The sequence below is a fragment of the Sphingobacteruim zhuxiongii genome (assembly GCF_009557615.1).
In the GTDB taxonomy this organism is placed as follows: Bacteria; Bacteroidota; Bacteroidia; order Sphingobacteriales; family Sphingobacteriaceae; genus Sphingobacterium; species Sphingobacterium zhuxiongii.
Genome location: NZ_CP045652.1, coordinates 1640659 through 1653409, shown reverse-complemented (window position 1 = coordinate 1653409; position 12751 = coordinate 1640659). Strand labels below are relative to the sequence as shown.

The window sequence follows — 12751 nt, the reverse complement described above, 5'->3', positions numbered from 1 at the left end:
TCCTTTAAAAGTTTGTGATAATTCTTATACCTCCGTTGGTATAATTCATATCCGCTTGCTTAAAACTTCCAACTGGTAACTTCACGTAGGGTTCTACTGATAAATTCAAACGCTTATTAACTTTCATCTCTTTACCAATCGATAAGTTGATAAAGCCACCGAAATTATTGGTATTCACGTTTTGTTCGTCTGTTTTTACTTTACGAGTCACCGGTTGTACCGCATCATTCATCTCCTTAGATGAACTTGGTAAACCCTTATCAAATAAATCTGCATTTGCGTTTTCGATAAAGTGGGTAAAGCGATTCTGATTAAGGACAACCGCATATGTCATCCCCGAAGAAGCATAAATACCGGAATTAGCCTTAAACTTCACTTCCAACGGTATTTCAAAAGCTTGCACATTCCCGCTCACCGCATTTACATTTGGTAAAATCATCGTGCGACTAGCCTGCATGGTAATCATGCTATATTTAGCATCCTGTTCTAAGACATCTGAAGACGCGAGTACTTGGGTCTCCGGATTACCTACTGGATCTTTCATTAAACCGACTTGATATTGATTGTACGCTAGGCCAGTTCGTACACTCAGGTTTTTAGTGATATTATAACCTAAAAGCATACCTCCTCCGAAATTCATCTGCTCATCTGTAGAACTTGGCGAAACAAATAATCCCAAATCAAACTTCTCCGCAAAACTAAATTTCTTTTGCGATAGCTTGGGTGCTGAACCGGTCGACTGTACGGCAAACTGATCCCCTTGATAAGCCATAACTTGATTCATCGGGCCATCAGACCTAGGCTTCGCGTTTGCAAAATTAACAGAATGCTCAACCACAACGCCCGCAGGTTGCAACATTGGAATATTGGCCAACTTATTAACAAAATCTACTGAAGCAGCTTGCATATCACCGATTGTAAACTCTGTACGACTCGTCTCGCTCACATAATCAGGATTAGTATTTTGAAAGGACATCCAATTACTCACACTAGAATTGGCTCCTGAGCTAATGGAGTTTCCAGCTTGAAGGTTGTCCGCTTGAACATAATCAAGCAGTGTTGAATTAGAGTCTTGAGTCTCAGGCGCAATGATCGCTTCTTGAGAAGGACCCGAATTCACAGTACTGAGCGTGTTTTCCGAAATTGGACTCTCTACCCAGCGATTCACCGCAAAAAAGCCAAAAAGTAAGGCCGCAGCAGCACTAGCAGCCCAATAATATACGGCTGACTTACTACGCTTAGGGCCAAACTGGCTGCTTTGGAAATTCTCCCAAGCACCTTCTCGATAAGGTAGCTCCTCCTTATCTCTTAATGACCGAACAATGTGATCAATAATGTCTCTATTCTTCTTGCTTTCCATTTTTCTAAACAGATCAGGATTGTATTCTTTCTAAATTAATTTGCGAGGCATAAAGCTTTCTCAACTTCTGCTTCGCGCGCGTTAAATATGTCCGGGATGTACTCTCAGGAATACCTAACTCTTTACTAATCTCCTCATGGGAGAAACCCTCAATTTCGTACATATTGAATATGGAACGCTGTATATCAGGAAGTTCACGGATTAGAGCAATAATATCATTATACTCTAATCGGTTATCAGCTTCAACGGAAAAATGCAGCGTGTCACTACCGTTTAAGTCGTCTAGCATATACATTTGCTTGCGCACGCGTAATGCATCTATAGACGTATTTACCGCTATTCGGCCAATCCAAGCTTTGAAGGTTTTCTCCAAAATGACCTCATCGTCATGAATGCTGAAACTATTGATCTTCGAGAAAACCTTCACAAAGCATTCGTTCGTAAGCTCTTCTGCTTCCATCTCATGCTTCATGTAACGGAATACAATCGTCATGACGTAACCGTAGAATTTCTTATACAAAAATGCCTTGCTCTTCTCAGAGTTAGACATAGCACACTTCTCCAAAGCAACTCTAAGGTTCAATGGGGCGCTATTTCCAAGGTATTTGTTTAAAATTCCCACTGGTTATCTAAGCTCCAATACTAACGTCATTTCTTGTCTTCCTATCAATCGATTAAATAGCCTTATTCAATATTCATATACCCAAAATTACTTATTTTATATGAGTACGTAGAATCTGCATAAAATGCTACAGCTCAATTTCAATTAATGACCTACGTCATTAACAATATGATAAATAATTGGTAAATTTAAGTGACTTCAAAAAGCACTATCATGAGAGCCATACTATTCCCCACCGATTTTTCAGACATTGCTACAAATGCTTTTGTCTACGCTTTGCATATTGCCAAATCAATCGATGCAAAGATTTACGTTCTATATACCTATGTTGAACCCGTTTTATCGGCAACCCATGCTGGACACCCAGAGCTGATTGGCGAAGTATACCAAACGATCGAACTCAATCAATTCGAAACTTATAAGAAGAAAACCCAGGGTATGCGTGAAATCGCCGAGAAAGAAGGCGCTGCAGAGGTAGAACTTGTTTTTCTATTCGAAGAAGGGCCTGTCGCTTCTGTCGTAAAGAAAATCGCAGAACGGGAAAAAATCCATCTTGTGGTGATGGGAACCCATGGAGAAAGCGGATTTCTATCTAAAATTATCGGATCAAATACAGTAAATGTCATTAAGAGCATTCAAAATCCAGTGCTTGCTGTACCGCCGCATGCCAAATATCAGGGCATTAGACGCGTAGTCTTTACAACGCTATTCCGCGATAAAGACAAACCTGCATTGCGCGAGGCACTCGTCATGGCGAAAGCTGTCAACGCTAGATTAGATTGTTTAAATATCCTTCGGAATTCAAAAGTCGACGATATTTTGTTGCAGACTGAAAATTGGAGACATGAATTCCCCAATGAGGATATCAATTATGTGCTACTAGACGAAGTCGAGAGCGTTGAAAATACCATCACGACATACTTATTAGAGAATAATATCGATATCCTTGCTGTCGTGAAGCGCAACAGAAGCTTTTTTGACCGCATGTTTAACAATAGTGTTAGTAACAATCTAGCTTTTCACTCTAAAGTTCCTATTTTAGTATTCCATGAAGAGAAATAAGTTATGCAGTTACTGATCAAAAAACTAGAAAAGGATAAAAAACTTGGAGAAAAGGCAAGTAAATACACGCAGATAATCGACGATAAGTCCGTATCGCATGGTGTCCTCTTTTTTATTCCGATGGATAAATTCGAAGCTAAAGTTTTGGTGCCTGCCCCCTTTCATGAAAACCTTTTTCTAAATGGAGATCCTACCTATAAACAAGTTCTCAATCATAAAGAGGCAATGATGTTAAAATAGTAAATGCCTTCGTTGGTATTAAAATCGAGCCACAAGTAATTAATAACACACTCCGTTAGGAGAGAATCAACACATAAAAAAATCCTGAAGTTGGGAACTTCAGGATTTTTAACAAACCAATTATTAACCTAATTATGAAATTACTTACTCTTTTACTCTTTGCTTCGCTTTCTTTGCTATAATAACGCCGTAGCGGTAAGCATCGTATGTAATAAACCAAGGCTTAACAATATTTAACAAGCATAGCGGATTTCGCTACAAATTGATTGCACCAATACCCATTCACTTGCTTGGATTTTTTGATTTGGGTATATTTGATTTATAACCTTCTTAATTGCCATCATTATGAAACATGTCTTACTCGTCCCCATAGACTTTTCCGAAAACGCATGGATTGCAGCCTGTTATGCTGCTGAACTAGCCAAGAAATACGATTGGAATATACAGTTACTCCATGTGTACCAAACTTTTTCACGATTACTCGCGACGCAAGAATTTAAAGACGCTGTAAGCGTGCACAATATCGCCGCGGCAGAACAGGATATGGAAGCATTTAACACTCGATTTAGAGCCACCTATCCAGACATCGACTGTACTGCAGCATGTATGGAAGGAAATTTAAATGACATCGTACTAGCGCTTATTGAAGCAAACCCAATTAAGTTCTTAGTGATGGGAACAAAAGGTGCTAGTGGACTTGTGAATGTTGCTTTGGGGAGTAATACGTATGAATTAATACGTCATTCTCCGATTGGTGTACTCGCGGTCCCTGCAAGCGCAAAATCTTTTAAACTCGAAAAGGTCGGCTTTCTAACTAATTTTAAAGAAAATGATGTCGAAATCTTAAAAGATTTCATTGGCAGAACAAGTCCTAGTTTACAAGTTGCTTTGCTTCATGTCAATGAAGTAAACAAAAAACCTAAAAACGAAGATATCTTATTCTGGCAGGAACGCCTAATGAAGGACATCGGCATTAACGAGCTTACATATCATGACTATGAGATGGTCAACCGATTGGATGTCAACGAGCCTATCCCCTACGCTGTCGAAAGATTGGTGGAAGAAGAAGCTGTCGATTTATTATTGGTATCCTATACGCGAAAAAGCTTTTTCCGTAATCTTTTCTCGAGAAGTCTTCCGAAAACGATTGCCAATAAACTTACCATTCCAACCTACTTCAGAAAGGACGATTAACTAGACAGCAGGCACGAGTGTAATCAAGAACACTTGAATCATATTCCTTGTAAAAAGAAGGCCCTAAATAATAGGGCCTATATTTTAAATATCAACTGCTTGAATACAAACTCATCTAAGTAGCTTAGGAAGCTCCACCCATCTGTGGATCGGTGATACTAGGTTTACCATTCTCTTGATGTCCGGCGTAAACCAAGGACAAAGTAGCATCCGCTTTGCTGCTTATCTCAAACTGATACCAGCCCGAAGATTTTTGTAAATTCCAACGATGCGTCACAGATTGCCCCTTTGCAATTTGCTTCTCCTCCTGTTGATAGAATGTATCGCGAATCATTAGATCAGCAAACGAGGAATCAAACTTTAAGGAAAAACCATGTTTATAATCGGCGGCTGTAGCTTTGATTGCTGAAGGCAGCTGATTCTTATCAAACTTAAAACGACGATAGAATCCATTTGGACCATAAACTTCAATATCGACAACATTACCAATAAATTGATCGATTGACCATTTGTAGTGAATTGATTCTCCTGGCTTTACTGCAAAATTGAATACGCGATCTAATTCTGCCGATTCACCAAAAGGCACAGCACTTTTAGCAAAAAATGGAACACCCACAACTTTCTTTGCAGGAAGTTTTCCAGCAACTTGGAAAGATAGTGTCAACGTTTTATGTGTTCTATCAATGGCAAAGTTAACGTCCATATCGTAAGGGATTGCACAAGCTGCCTTAGTTCCTTTCTCTGCTAAACGTAATCCATTATGCCCATTCGTAAAATTTAAAGCATTAACATCTGTAAGGCTATTCAGCACATCAAAATCTTCCGGAAGTCCTTTTGCTTGAGCTTTATATATCCGACTAACTTCGGCATCCCGATCGACGAATTCAATCGTCGGTCTTTGCGAATCCTCCGGTTTACGAAATACAGAGGTTAAATCGCCACATACCAAACGACGCCACGCACTGATATTCGATTCCACTACTTTTTTCCCTGTTTTCTTCTGAATAAAATGCTCCATAAATTGAAGTGTCGACGTATGATCAAAAACTTCGGAGTTTACCCAGCCCCCCTTTGTCCATGGTGAAGCAATCACTAAGGGTACACGGAAGCCTAAACCGATTGGCGAGTCCAAATCGCTATCCGGATTTCCACTGCGTTTAATCTCCTGCGCATTCGTCACATATTCATCTGCGGTGTCCATACCTTTCGGAACAGCACCGGTCTCAGGACGGCTATGTAAAGCAGGAACAAATGGTGGAATATGATCAAAATAACCATCATTCTCATCGTAGGTAAGTACAAAAATCGTCTTCTTCCAAACCTCAGGATTCTTAGTTAAAATATCTAAGGTCTCCGACACATACCACGCACCAAACCAAGGTGAACCTGGATGATCAGAAAAACGACATGGAGCAACTAACCAAGATACGGTAGGTAATTTATTCGCTTCCACATCCTTTCTGAATTGATGGAACAAATCGCCTTTTGGAACCTGAACAGTTTTTTGTTCTCCTTGATCATCATAATTAATATCAGTCAAACTGTGATAATCCGGATCATCCGTGTTCGTTGTAAAGGCACGTCTATGGATTTCTTGATCATGCTGACTTAATTTGGCAAAATTCTCAGGGGAATATTGCTCAACATCACGCTTATAACCTTCCAAACGATTGACGACCTTCTTGTACGCTTCTTCACTAGCATACCGACTTGTCATTAACTGATGTTCAATCTTAGGAATCTCTTTCTTGATATAATCATAATATGCAGGATGGAATTTTACTTGATATTGCTTATAAAATTCCAAGTTATTATCGGTAAAATTTGCCAACCAATCTTCCTCTTCACCAACAAATCCTACAGGCAAACTCAACTCATTCTGATAAACTCGCCAATCAACACCAGCTTCCTGCAAGCGCTCTGGAAAAGTCTTCCATGAAATATCTCGATAATTTATCTGTCCATTGTCGACATGAGCTGTCGATTCTGGATTACGAGGCTCTTCACGAATCGTACCTGACCAAAAGTATGAACGATTTGCACTCGTACCGGTTAAGGACGAACAAAAATGCTGATCACATACCGTAAAGGCATCCGCAAAAGCATAATAAAATGGAAGATCTTGTCTATTGTAGAATCCTAAAGTCAATGGCATATGTTGATAATTCGGATTACCCGCCCGCTTCGCTTCTAACCAAGTATTCATTTTACCATCATTCCGTGCATAAACCATATCGCGCCATCCATGTGGTAAGGAACCCATCCAAGTAGATTTCGTCTTCTCGATATCTAAATGGAAAGGTGTAAAATATCTATCTTGATGGTCTTTCTGCACCCAAATTGGAATGCCATTATTCTTAATCGTGCGTGGATCATTGAATCCGCGTACACCTTTCAATGTACCATAGCTATGATCGAATGATCTATTTTCTTGCATTAGGAACACAATGTGTTCAGCGTCCAAATATGTTGAACCAGCAGGAGCGTCGATGGCTAATGCACGTTGAATAGAATCCGGCATAAATTGAGTCGCAGCAGTTGCACCTGCTAACAAGGAAGCTTTCTTTAAAAAGTCTCTTCTAGTATTCATGAAGTACGATTATAATGAACAATTCGATCAATCGAATAATTTTCGAACAATATAAAGATTATTTCGTCAAGGCTTTCGAAATAAACAATGATTTAATCTGATTTAGAACAATTCACAAAACAATATTGAATAGTTAACAGCTATTTTACATAAATGAGTTAACAATAATTTTTAACAGACATATATTTTCATTTCAGATAATTGTTATTTACCTTTAAATTAAATAAACATAAGTAAAAATGATATCGTAAATAAAATGAAAGTAATCCTCTTTCTACTATTCCTCTTCTTGCTGTTCTTTTTCTCCAGCTTAATACTCTCCAAGAAATATGCTTTAGAGTTGACTTACGACTGGCTGGTATTTTATAGTTGGTTAGCAACTTCCTTCTGGTATATCTTATTAAGACGATCTATAAAACCAAAAGGAAGATAACAGCTCGATTTCTACTTCAGCAATTCCGCTAGAAAAAGCAGCGTATGATTCCACGCTCGTTTCGCCATCAATTCGTTATAATCTGCAGATTCTGGATTGGTAAACGTATGTTTCGCATGTGCATATGTGATAATCTGCCAATCCGCTTTCCCCTCGTCCAATTCTTGAACTAAGGCATCATAGTGTTCTTTCTTCACACTGGCATCAGCGGCAGGATGTTCAACTAATACTTTAGCGTGGATTGCTGTATGCGGACGGTCGGCAGCTTTCGCGAGACCCCCATGAATACAAACCACACCCAAGACCGGCAAGCCAGCTCTCGCTGTTTCCAAAGCTCCAGTACCGCCAAAACAATAACCGATCACCGCAATTTTATCCGCTCCCTGCGCTTTTAAAGCAGCAATGCCCGCTTTAATCCGGTTCTGATATAGCTGATAGTCGACCTTATATTTGGAAGATAAAGCCGCTGCCTCTTGATTGCTTTCCGGCGTATTTCCAACCCCATAGATGTCGGCAATAAAAGAAATATACCCCTCCTTTTCCAAGGCTAATGCCGCAGTCTTAGCCTCTTGATCAATCCCCTTCCACGCTGGAAGAATAAGAACGCCAGATTTACCTTTTGCCGCGTTAGCACTCACTAACCCTTGTAACTTTTGGTCACCATCTTGGTAGTTTACAACTTTCAACTCTTGCGCATATCCAGAAAGATTTCCAATGATTCCGAACAGACATAATATCGATGCAATTTTCATAGTCTTTACTTTTTTATATGCTGTTGTCCTTATAGCTGTCCTACAAAAACTTTGAGGACGCAATTATTTTTTTAGCGGCTATGTATTATCCTAATTTTCGAAGATACTCGATTACAGCCATCACATCTTTCTCACCCAAGCCGTTGTCATGCGCACCTTGATAAGTTTGTAATAGCGTACTGCTCATTGGAAAATTCGCACCAGCATTTGCCGCAAGCTTTACATCCTTCAACATAAAATCTAACGCGAATGCTGCAGGAAACTCATTATTAACCAAAAGGGGTGTTTTTACTCGACTCGCGCCGCTTCCACTCGCGCTCTCATTGATAATACGCATCATATCGACAGCACTGATCCCCATCTTTTCTGCAAATAGAACTGTCTCTGCCATACCTTGATAAAGGATAGATAGGTAGTAATTAATGCATAATTTCGCAGCTATACCCTGACCATTTTCCCCTAGGTGTAGTACCTCCTTGCCCATAACGGATAGATAAGGTTTTACACGAGACAAGCTTGTATTGGAAGTGCCGACCATAAAGATTAGCGTACCTTCCTTCGCTGGCTGTGTACTGCCAGCAACCGGCGCATCAACAAAATCTGCCTGTTCATTCCTGAGTAGCTTGCCTATTTCAACGGACGCTGACTGCGAAATTGTACTCATATCAACAAACACTTTTCCAGCTATCGGAAGCTGTAATATGGTCTCATAAACTGCATGAACCGCATCATCATTGCTCAGCATCGTGAAGATAATATCACTCTCCGCTACAAGCTTTGGAATATCTGTACAGATTTGAGAACCTGCAGAAAAGTCTGCAGCCTTATCGGCACTCCGATTATAGACAGATAGTGGAAATCCAGCCTTCTCTAAGTTCTTTGCCATGGGATGCCCCATATTTCCCAATCCTATAAATCCAAGTCTTTCGTTTTGCTTCATACTTCTAAGTTACATTTTTGTATCCGGACCGGACAAATCAATTCCAATTTCTTTTACCAAACAAAACGACAAACGGAAGATCATATAAACAAATAAACCTCTCCAATGGAGAGGTTTAAACAATGTCAGCTGATGCCGTTACTTTTTATATTTATCGTGAAGACCTTGACCAGCAAAGATCATCGGCTTAATTTTGTCTATACGAGCCATCTTGGTCTTCTCCTGTTTTGCTTCTTCAATATAAGCGATATACTCTTTCTGTTTGCCAGGGGTTAATTGTTGAAAAGCGGACTCAAATTCTGAATCCTGCTCCAAGTAATCTTTCAATAAACCGTCTACGGGTTTTGCACTGCCTCGTTCGGGTTTTATCTCCTTACCGTCTTTAATCGTCTGAATCGATTCATTAATGTAGGCTAAGATCATACTCTCATCCATATCCTTGAAATCGGTAAATCGCCATTGACGCAAAGCCTTCGTTTTACCTTCAGATGCACTTATTAAATGTTTGTCTTTATCGACTAGAAAAACACCATTGTAAAACCATAGCGAGAAAAAATCCTTAAATCCTCCCCATCCAATAAGATTCTTTTTCTGAAATGTATAAATATCAGTGCCCCATTTAAATTCCTTTTTTAACGGTTCTGAAGTTTTCACAATCAATTGATTCATTAGTTCTACACATTCATCCCAACGCTCATATCGCTTATGCCAATTAGGTGCCGTCTTATCTCTCAATTTGGAGACGTTGAAGGCTACTAAACGTTTAATTAGATCTTCCGGTAGCGCTTGGTCTAAAGGTAATTGAATAGCGCCTTTCGATGTCTTATAAGCAGACAATTCACCGAAGAACGCTTCAATCGCTTCACTCCCTGGATAAAGTCCAATATGATTTTTAAATGAAGCAAAATGAATTAAGTTACCGTTATACCGAAATGTGGGCATCCCATAATTGATGGTTTCTGTCGTTTCCGAGGGTGCGTTATTCCGGATGATTGTACGTAACTCCTGTAGCAATGCTTGTCTCGAGGGGTCAACACCTGCGATATACTCATCAATTACTGAAATCGTATCACTCATAACAAATTACTTTTATTCAGGACGCATAAAATCAAAGGCTCCTTTACGTAGGTTGATGCCATATTCTAAACTAGCTTTTAAACACGCTAAGAAATTCGCCCAACCCTCCGATTGTCCAATTGCTTGTTTTATTCCCTCTTCGTCTGGATTCATCGACCCTTCTACTATACGGACAACAGTTGAACCGTCAGCTAAAGATTGTAAATGTATTTCAACGAGCATTCCTTCGACACCACCACTCCAATCAAATGAGATATAACGATCCAATTCAATATGCTTAGCTGTCACAGGGAAGGTATCTTCAAATTCCGGAAATTTCCAAGTAACGGTTTTCCCCATTGCTAAAGGTCCCGTAGAATGTTCAATAAAGTACTTGCTCATACCCTCCGGTTGAACGATCGCCTCGAACACCTCATGCACAGGCTTTTGAATTTGGATGGATGCTTTCGCAGTTAGTGTGTTTTCCATAGACTGAAATTGTTAGGCTTTTACATTTTTTTAATACTACACAAATGAAGAAATAATTTATCATTTCTTAAATCAATATCTAAAAATTTTCGTTTACTAGAAAGGAGTTCATTTGATTATTTATCGCAGTCCGATTAAAAAAACGTGTTTTAATTCATCGATGAATCCAAACTGAAATATTCTTGTCATAAGGCAAGCATAATTTGCGGTCGGAATAATAACTTCGTATTCAATAAACTCAATTATAATGAACACTAAAAAGATACATATTGAAAGCCTTATCGACGCATCAATAGCAAAAGTTTGGGATGCTTACAACAATCCAAACGATATCAAGCAATGGAATCAAGCATCGCCAGATTGGCATTGTCCATCATCGGAAAATGATTTGCGTGTTGGTGGTAAGTTCAAAAACAAGATGGCGGCAAAAGACGGCAGCTTCGAGTTTGACTTCGAAGGCACCTATACGGAAGTGACGCCATTAAATTCGATATCCTACGTATTGGGAGATGAAAGAACTGCAGATATAAGCTTCCAAGAACAAGGGAATAGCACGCTAATTAGTGTAGACTTTGATGCGGAGACAATGAACCCGGAAGAAATGCAAAAGGCAGGTTGGCAAGCCATCCTTGACAGCTTTAAAAATTATGTAGAGCACAAATAAACAGAAATTAGGAAATGGAAAAAGAAGGTTTTAAACTCGGTCAATTTGTTTGGGCAGACTACAGTACTGATCAGGCAGACAGTCTAAAAGAATTTTATAAAGAAGTTGCGGGATGGAAAGAGCATCCTATTGCGATGAAAGATGAGAACGGAGATTATCATGATTACGCCATGCTCCGAGAGGATAATGAAGCCGTTGGCGGCGTTTGCCATAAGCGTGGAGTAAACAGTGCAATTCCTTCCCAATGGATAATGTACCTCTATGCTCCTGATGTCGACGAGCGACTAGAAAAAGTATTAGCCTTGGGTGGAAAGCTTATCCACTCCAGTAAAGGCAAAGACGGTAAATACAATTTTATCATTGTTGAAGATCCTGCAGGTGCTGTATTTGGTATCGGCAGAATGCAATAAATAAAGCCTATGAAAACCTTATATTTTATAGAGAAGATAAATGCATCGCCAAGTAAGGTGCATAATTTGATGCTTCAGAAGAAAAGCTACGAAGAATGGACTAAAGCCTTCTCGCCAAGCTCTTCCTATCGTGGTGACTGGAGCGAAGGCTCAAAGATATTCTTTGTATCCAGTGAGCATGGCATGGAAAACAGCGGCATGATCGCCAGCGTGGATAAAAATATCCCCGGAGATATTGTCATCATTAGACATTTGGGAATTCTGTCAGATCAAGTGGAACAGTATGATGGAGAGCATGTCGATCCCTGGCGAAACTCTTTAGAGGTTTATCGGTTTAGAAATGAAAATGGTCAAACGGTTCTCACTTGTTCATTAGAATTGAATAGTGACGAACACGAGCAAATGTTTTCCGAGATGTGGCCGAAGGCTTTAAAAGTATTAAAGGAAATCTGCGAACGAAAGTAAAATGGCAAAAGTAAAGACAACATTTACAAATGACGATGTGACCGACTTTCTAGCACTGGTAGACAATGAACAAAAACGTCAGGATAGTTACGAGCTCATTAAGCTAATGGAAGAAGCAACGGGAGAACGCGCTAAAATGTTCGGCCCGAGTATTATCGGTTTTGGACGATACCACTATAAGTACGATTCTGGTCATGAGGGCGATGCGCCACTGTTGGGCTTCTCTCCTCGCAAAGCAGCAATCTCACTTTACGTTTACTCTGGAGGTCAGCAACAAGATGAACTATTGAAGTCGCTTGGAAAATTCAAAATGGGAAAGGCCTGCATTTATGTTAAAAAGTTGACCGATATCAATTTAGATACGCTACAAAAGATGATGACAGATTCCATCAAGTTTACTAGTGAAAAATACCAAAGAATATAGGCGAACAGGCATAATGACTGCTGACATAAGGTTGTCATTTCCTTCCCTAC

The 12751-nt window shown here is 39.6% G+C and carries 14 protein-coding genes; 7 read left to right on the top strand and 7 right to left on the bottom strand.

Translation table 11 applies throughout. The annotated features are described in order from the left end of the window. Nucleotides 1–4 precede the first annotated feature (4 nt). Nucleotides 5–1360 (bottom strand): hypothetical protein, encoded by a 1356-nt coding sequence (locus tag GFH32_RS07190; protein ID WP_153510649.1) that lies wholly within the window; start codon nucleotides 1358–1360, stop codon nucleotides 5–7. A gap of 13 nt (nucleotides 1361–1373) precedes the next feature. Further along, complete coding sequence (locus GFH32_RS07185; RefSeq protein WP_228384236.1) at nucleotides 1374–1982, bottom strand: RNA polymerase sigma factor; 609 nt, start codon at nucleotides 1980–1982, stop codon at nucleotides 1374–1376. Between the two features lie 213 nt (nucleotides 1983–2195). Here GFH32_RS07185 and GFH32_RS07180 point away from each other — a divergent pair, with 213 nt between their 5' ends. From GFH32_RS07180 to GFH32_RS07170, 3 genes are all read left to right on the top strand, one after another. Further along, nucleotides 2196–3044 (top strand): universal stress protein, encoded by an 849-nt coding sequence (locus GFH32_RS07180; RefSeq protein ID WP_153510645.1) that lies wholly within the window; start codon nucleotides 2196–2198, stop codon nucleotides 3042–3044. 3 nt (nucleotides 3045–3047) lie between these two features. After that, nucleotides 3048–3284: a hypothetical protein gene (locus GFH32_RS07175; RefSeq protein ID WP_153510643.1), complete on the top strand. Its 237-nt coding sequence runs from the start codon at nucleotides 3048–3050 to the stop codon at nucleotides 3282–3284. Nucleotides 3285–3629: 345 nt separating this feature from the next. Further along, nucleotides 3630–4478: a universal stress protein gene (locus GFH32_RS07170; protein ID WP_153510640.1), complete on the top strand. Its 849-nt coding sequence runs from the start codon at nucleotides 3630–3632 to the stop codon at nucleotides 4476–4478. A gap of 124 nt (nucleotides 4479–4602) precedes the next feature. On the opposite strand, the gene GFH32_RS07165 is transcribed toward GFH32_RS07170, so the two are convergent. From GFH32_RS07165 to GFH32_RS07145, 5 genes are all read right to left on the bottom strand, one after another. After that, on the bottom strand, nucleotides 4603–7068 hold the full coding sequence (locus GFH32_RS07165; RefSeq protein WP_153510638.1) for a phosphocholine-specific phospholipase C: 2466 nt from the start codon (nucleotides 7066–7068) through the stop codon (nucleotides 4603–4605). Between the two features lie 444 nt (nucleotides 7069–7512). Continuing rightward, nucleotides 7513–8253 (bottom strand): dienelactone hydrolase family protein, encoded by a 741-nt coding sequence (locus GFH32_RS07160; RefSeq protein WP_153510636.1) that lies wholly within the window; start codon nucleotides 8251–8253, stop codon nucleotides 7513–7515. An 85-nt stretch (nucleotides 8254–8338) separates the two neighbouring features. Further along, nucleotides 8339–9193 carry an NAD(P)-dependent oxidoreductase gene (locus GFH32_RS07155; protein ID WP_153510634.1) on the bottom strand — a complete coding sequence of 285 codons (855 nt, stop codon included), beginning with the start codon at nucleotides 9191–9193 and terminating at the stop codon, nucleotides 8339–8341. A gap of 138 nt (nucleotides 9194–9331) precedes the next feature. Beyond that, nucleotides 9332–10270: a DUF1801 domain-containing protein gene (locus GFH32_RS07150; RefSeq protein ID WP_153510632.1), complete on the bottom strand. Its 939-nt coding sequence runs from the start codon at nucleotides 10268–10270 to the stop codon at nucleotides 9332–9334. Between the two features lie 12 nt (nucleotides 10271–10282). Continuing rightward, nucleotides 10283–10738: an SRPBCC domain-containing protein gene (locus tag GFH32_RS07145; protein ID WP_153510630.1), complete on the bottom strand. Its 456-nt coding sequence runs from the start codon at nucleotides 10736–10738 to the stop codon at nucleotides 10283–10285. A 247-nt stretch (nucleotides 10739–10985) separates the two neighbouring features. Between GFH32_RS07145 and GFH32_RS07140 the strand changes: the two genes are divergently transcribed. From GFH32_RS07140 to GFH32_RS07125, 4 genes are read left to right on the top strand one after another with little or no spacing between them, the layout of a single operon-like run. Beyond that, nucleotides 10986–11402 carry an SRPBCC family protein gene (locus GFH32_RS07140; protein WP_153510628.1) on the top strand — a complete coding sequence of 139 codons (417 nt, stop codon included), beginning with the start codon at nucleotides 10986–10988 and terminating at the stop codon, nucleotides 11400–11402. Nucleotides 11403–11416: 14 nt separating this feature from the next. Further along, a complete protein-coding gene (locus tag GFH32_RS07135; protein ID WP_153510626.1) occupies nucleotides 11417–11812 on the top strand; it encodes a VOC family protein in 396 nt (131 codons plus the stop codon). Nucleotides 11813–11821: 9 nt separating this feature from the next. Further along, complete coding sequence (locus GFH32_RS07130; RefSeq protein WP_153510624.1) at nucleotides 11822–12277, top strand: SRPBCC domain-containing protein; 456 nt, start codon at nucleotides 11822–11824, stop codon at nucleotides 12275–12277. Between the two features lies 1 nt (nucleotide 12278). After that, entirely contained in the window at nucleotides 12279–12701 is a 423-nt protein-coding gene (locus tag GFH32_RS07125) for a DUF1801 domain-containing protein (RefSeq protein ID WP_153510623.1), read from the top strand. Nucleotides 12702–12751 lie beyond the last annotated feature (50 nt).

What these genes read in the sequence shown, in the direction of transcription:
- GFH32_RS07190 (WP_153510649.1), bottom strand. Translation starts at nt 1,360, where the DNA reads ATGGAAAGCAAGAAGAATAGAGACATTATTGATCACATTGTTCGGTCA.
- GFH32_RS07180 (WP_153510645.1), top strand. Translation starts at nt 2,196, where the DNA reads ATGAGAGCCATACTATTCCCCACCGATTTTTCAGACATTGCTACAAAT.
- GFH32_RS07175 (WP_153510643.1), top strand. Translation starts at nt 3,048, where the DNA reads ATGCAGTTACTGATCAAAAAACTAGAAAAGGATAAAAAACTTGGAGAA.
- GFH32_RS07170 (WP_153510640.1), top strand. Translation starts at nt 3,630, where the DNA reads ATGAAACATGTCTTACTCGTCCCCATAGACTTTTCCGAAAACGCATGG.
- GFH32_RS07165 (WP_153510638.1), bottom strand. Translation starts at nt 7,068, where the DNA reads ATGAATACTAGAAGAGACTTTTTAAAGAAAGCTTCCTTGTTAGCAGGT.
- GFH32_RS07160 (WP_153510636.1), bottom strand. Translation starts at nt 8,253, where the DNA reads ATGAAAATTGCATCGATATTATGTCTGTTCGGAATCATTGGAAATCTT.
- GFH32_RS07155 (WP_153510634.1), bottom strand. Translation starts at nt 9,193, where the DNA reads ATGAAGCAAAACGAAAGACTTGGATTTATAGGATTGGGAAATATGGGG.
- GFH32_RS07150 (WP_153510632.1), bottom strand. Translation starts at nt 10,270, where the DNA reads ATGAGTGATACGATTTCAGTAATTGATGAGTATATCGCAGGTGTTGAC.
- GFH32_RS07145 (WP_153510630.1), bottom strand. Translation starts at nt 10,738, where the DNA reads ATGGAAAACACACTAACTGCGAAAGCATCCATCCAAATTCAAAAGCCT.
- GFH32_RS07140 (WP_153510628.1), top strand. Translation starts at nt 10,986, where the DNA reads ATGAACACTAAAAAGATACATATTGAAAGCCTTATCGACGCATCAATA.
- GFH32_RS07135 (WP_153510626.1), top strand. Translation starts at nt 11,417, where the DNA reads ATGGAAAAAGAAGGTTTTAAACTCGGTCAATTTGTTTGGGCAGACTAC.
- GFH32_RS07130 (WP_153510624.1), top strand. Translation starts at nt 11,822, where the DNA reads ATGAAAACCTTATATTTTATAGAGAAGATAAATGCATCGCCAAGTAAG.
- GFH32_RS07125 (WP_153510623.1), top strand. Translation starts at nt 12,279, where the DNA reads ATGGCAAAAGTAAAGACAACATTTACAAATGACGATGTGACCGACTTT.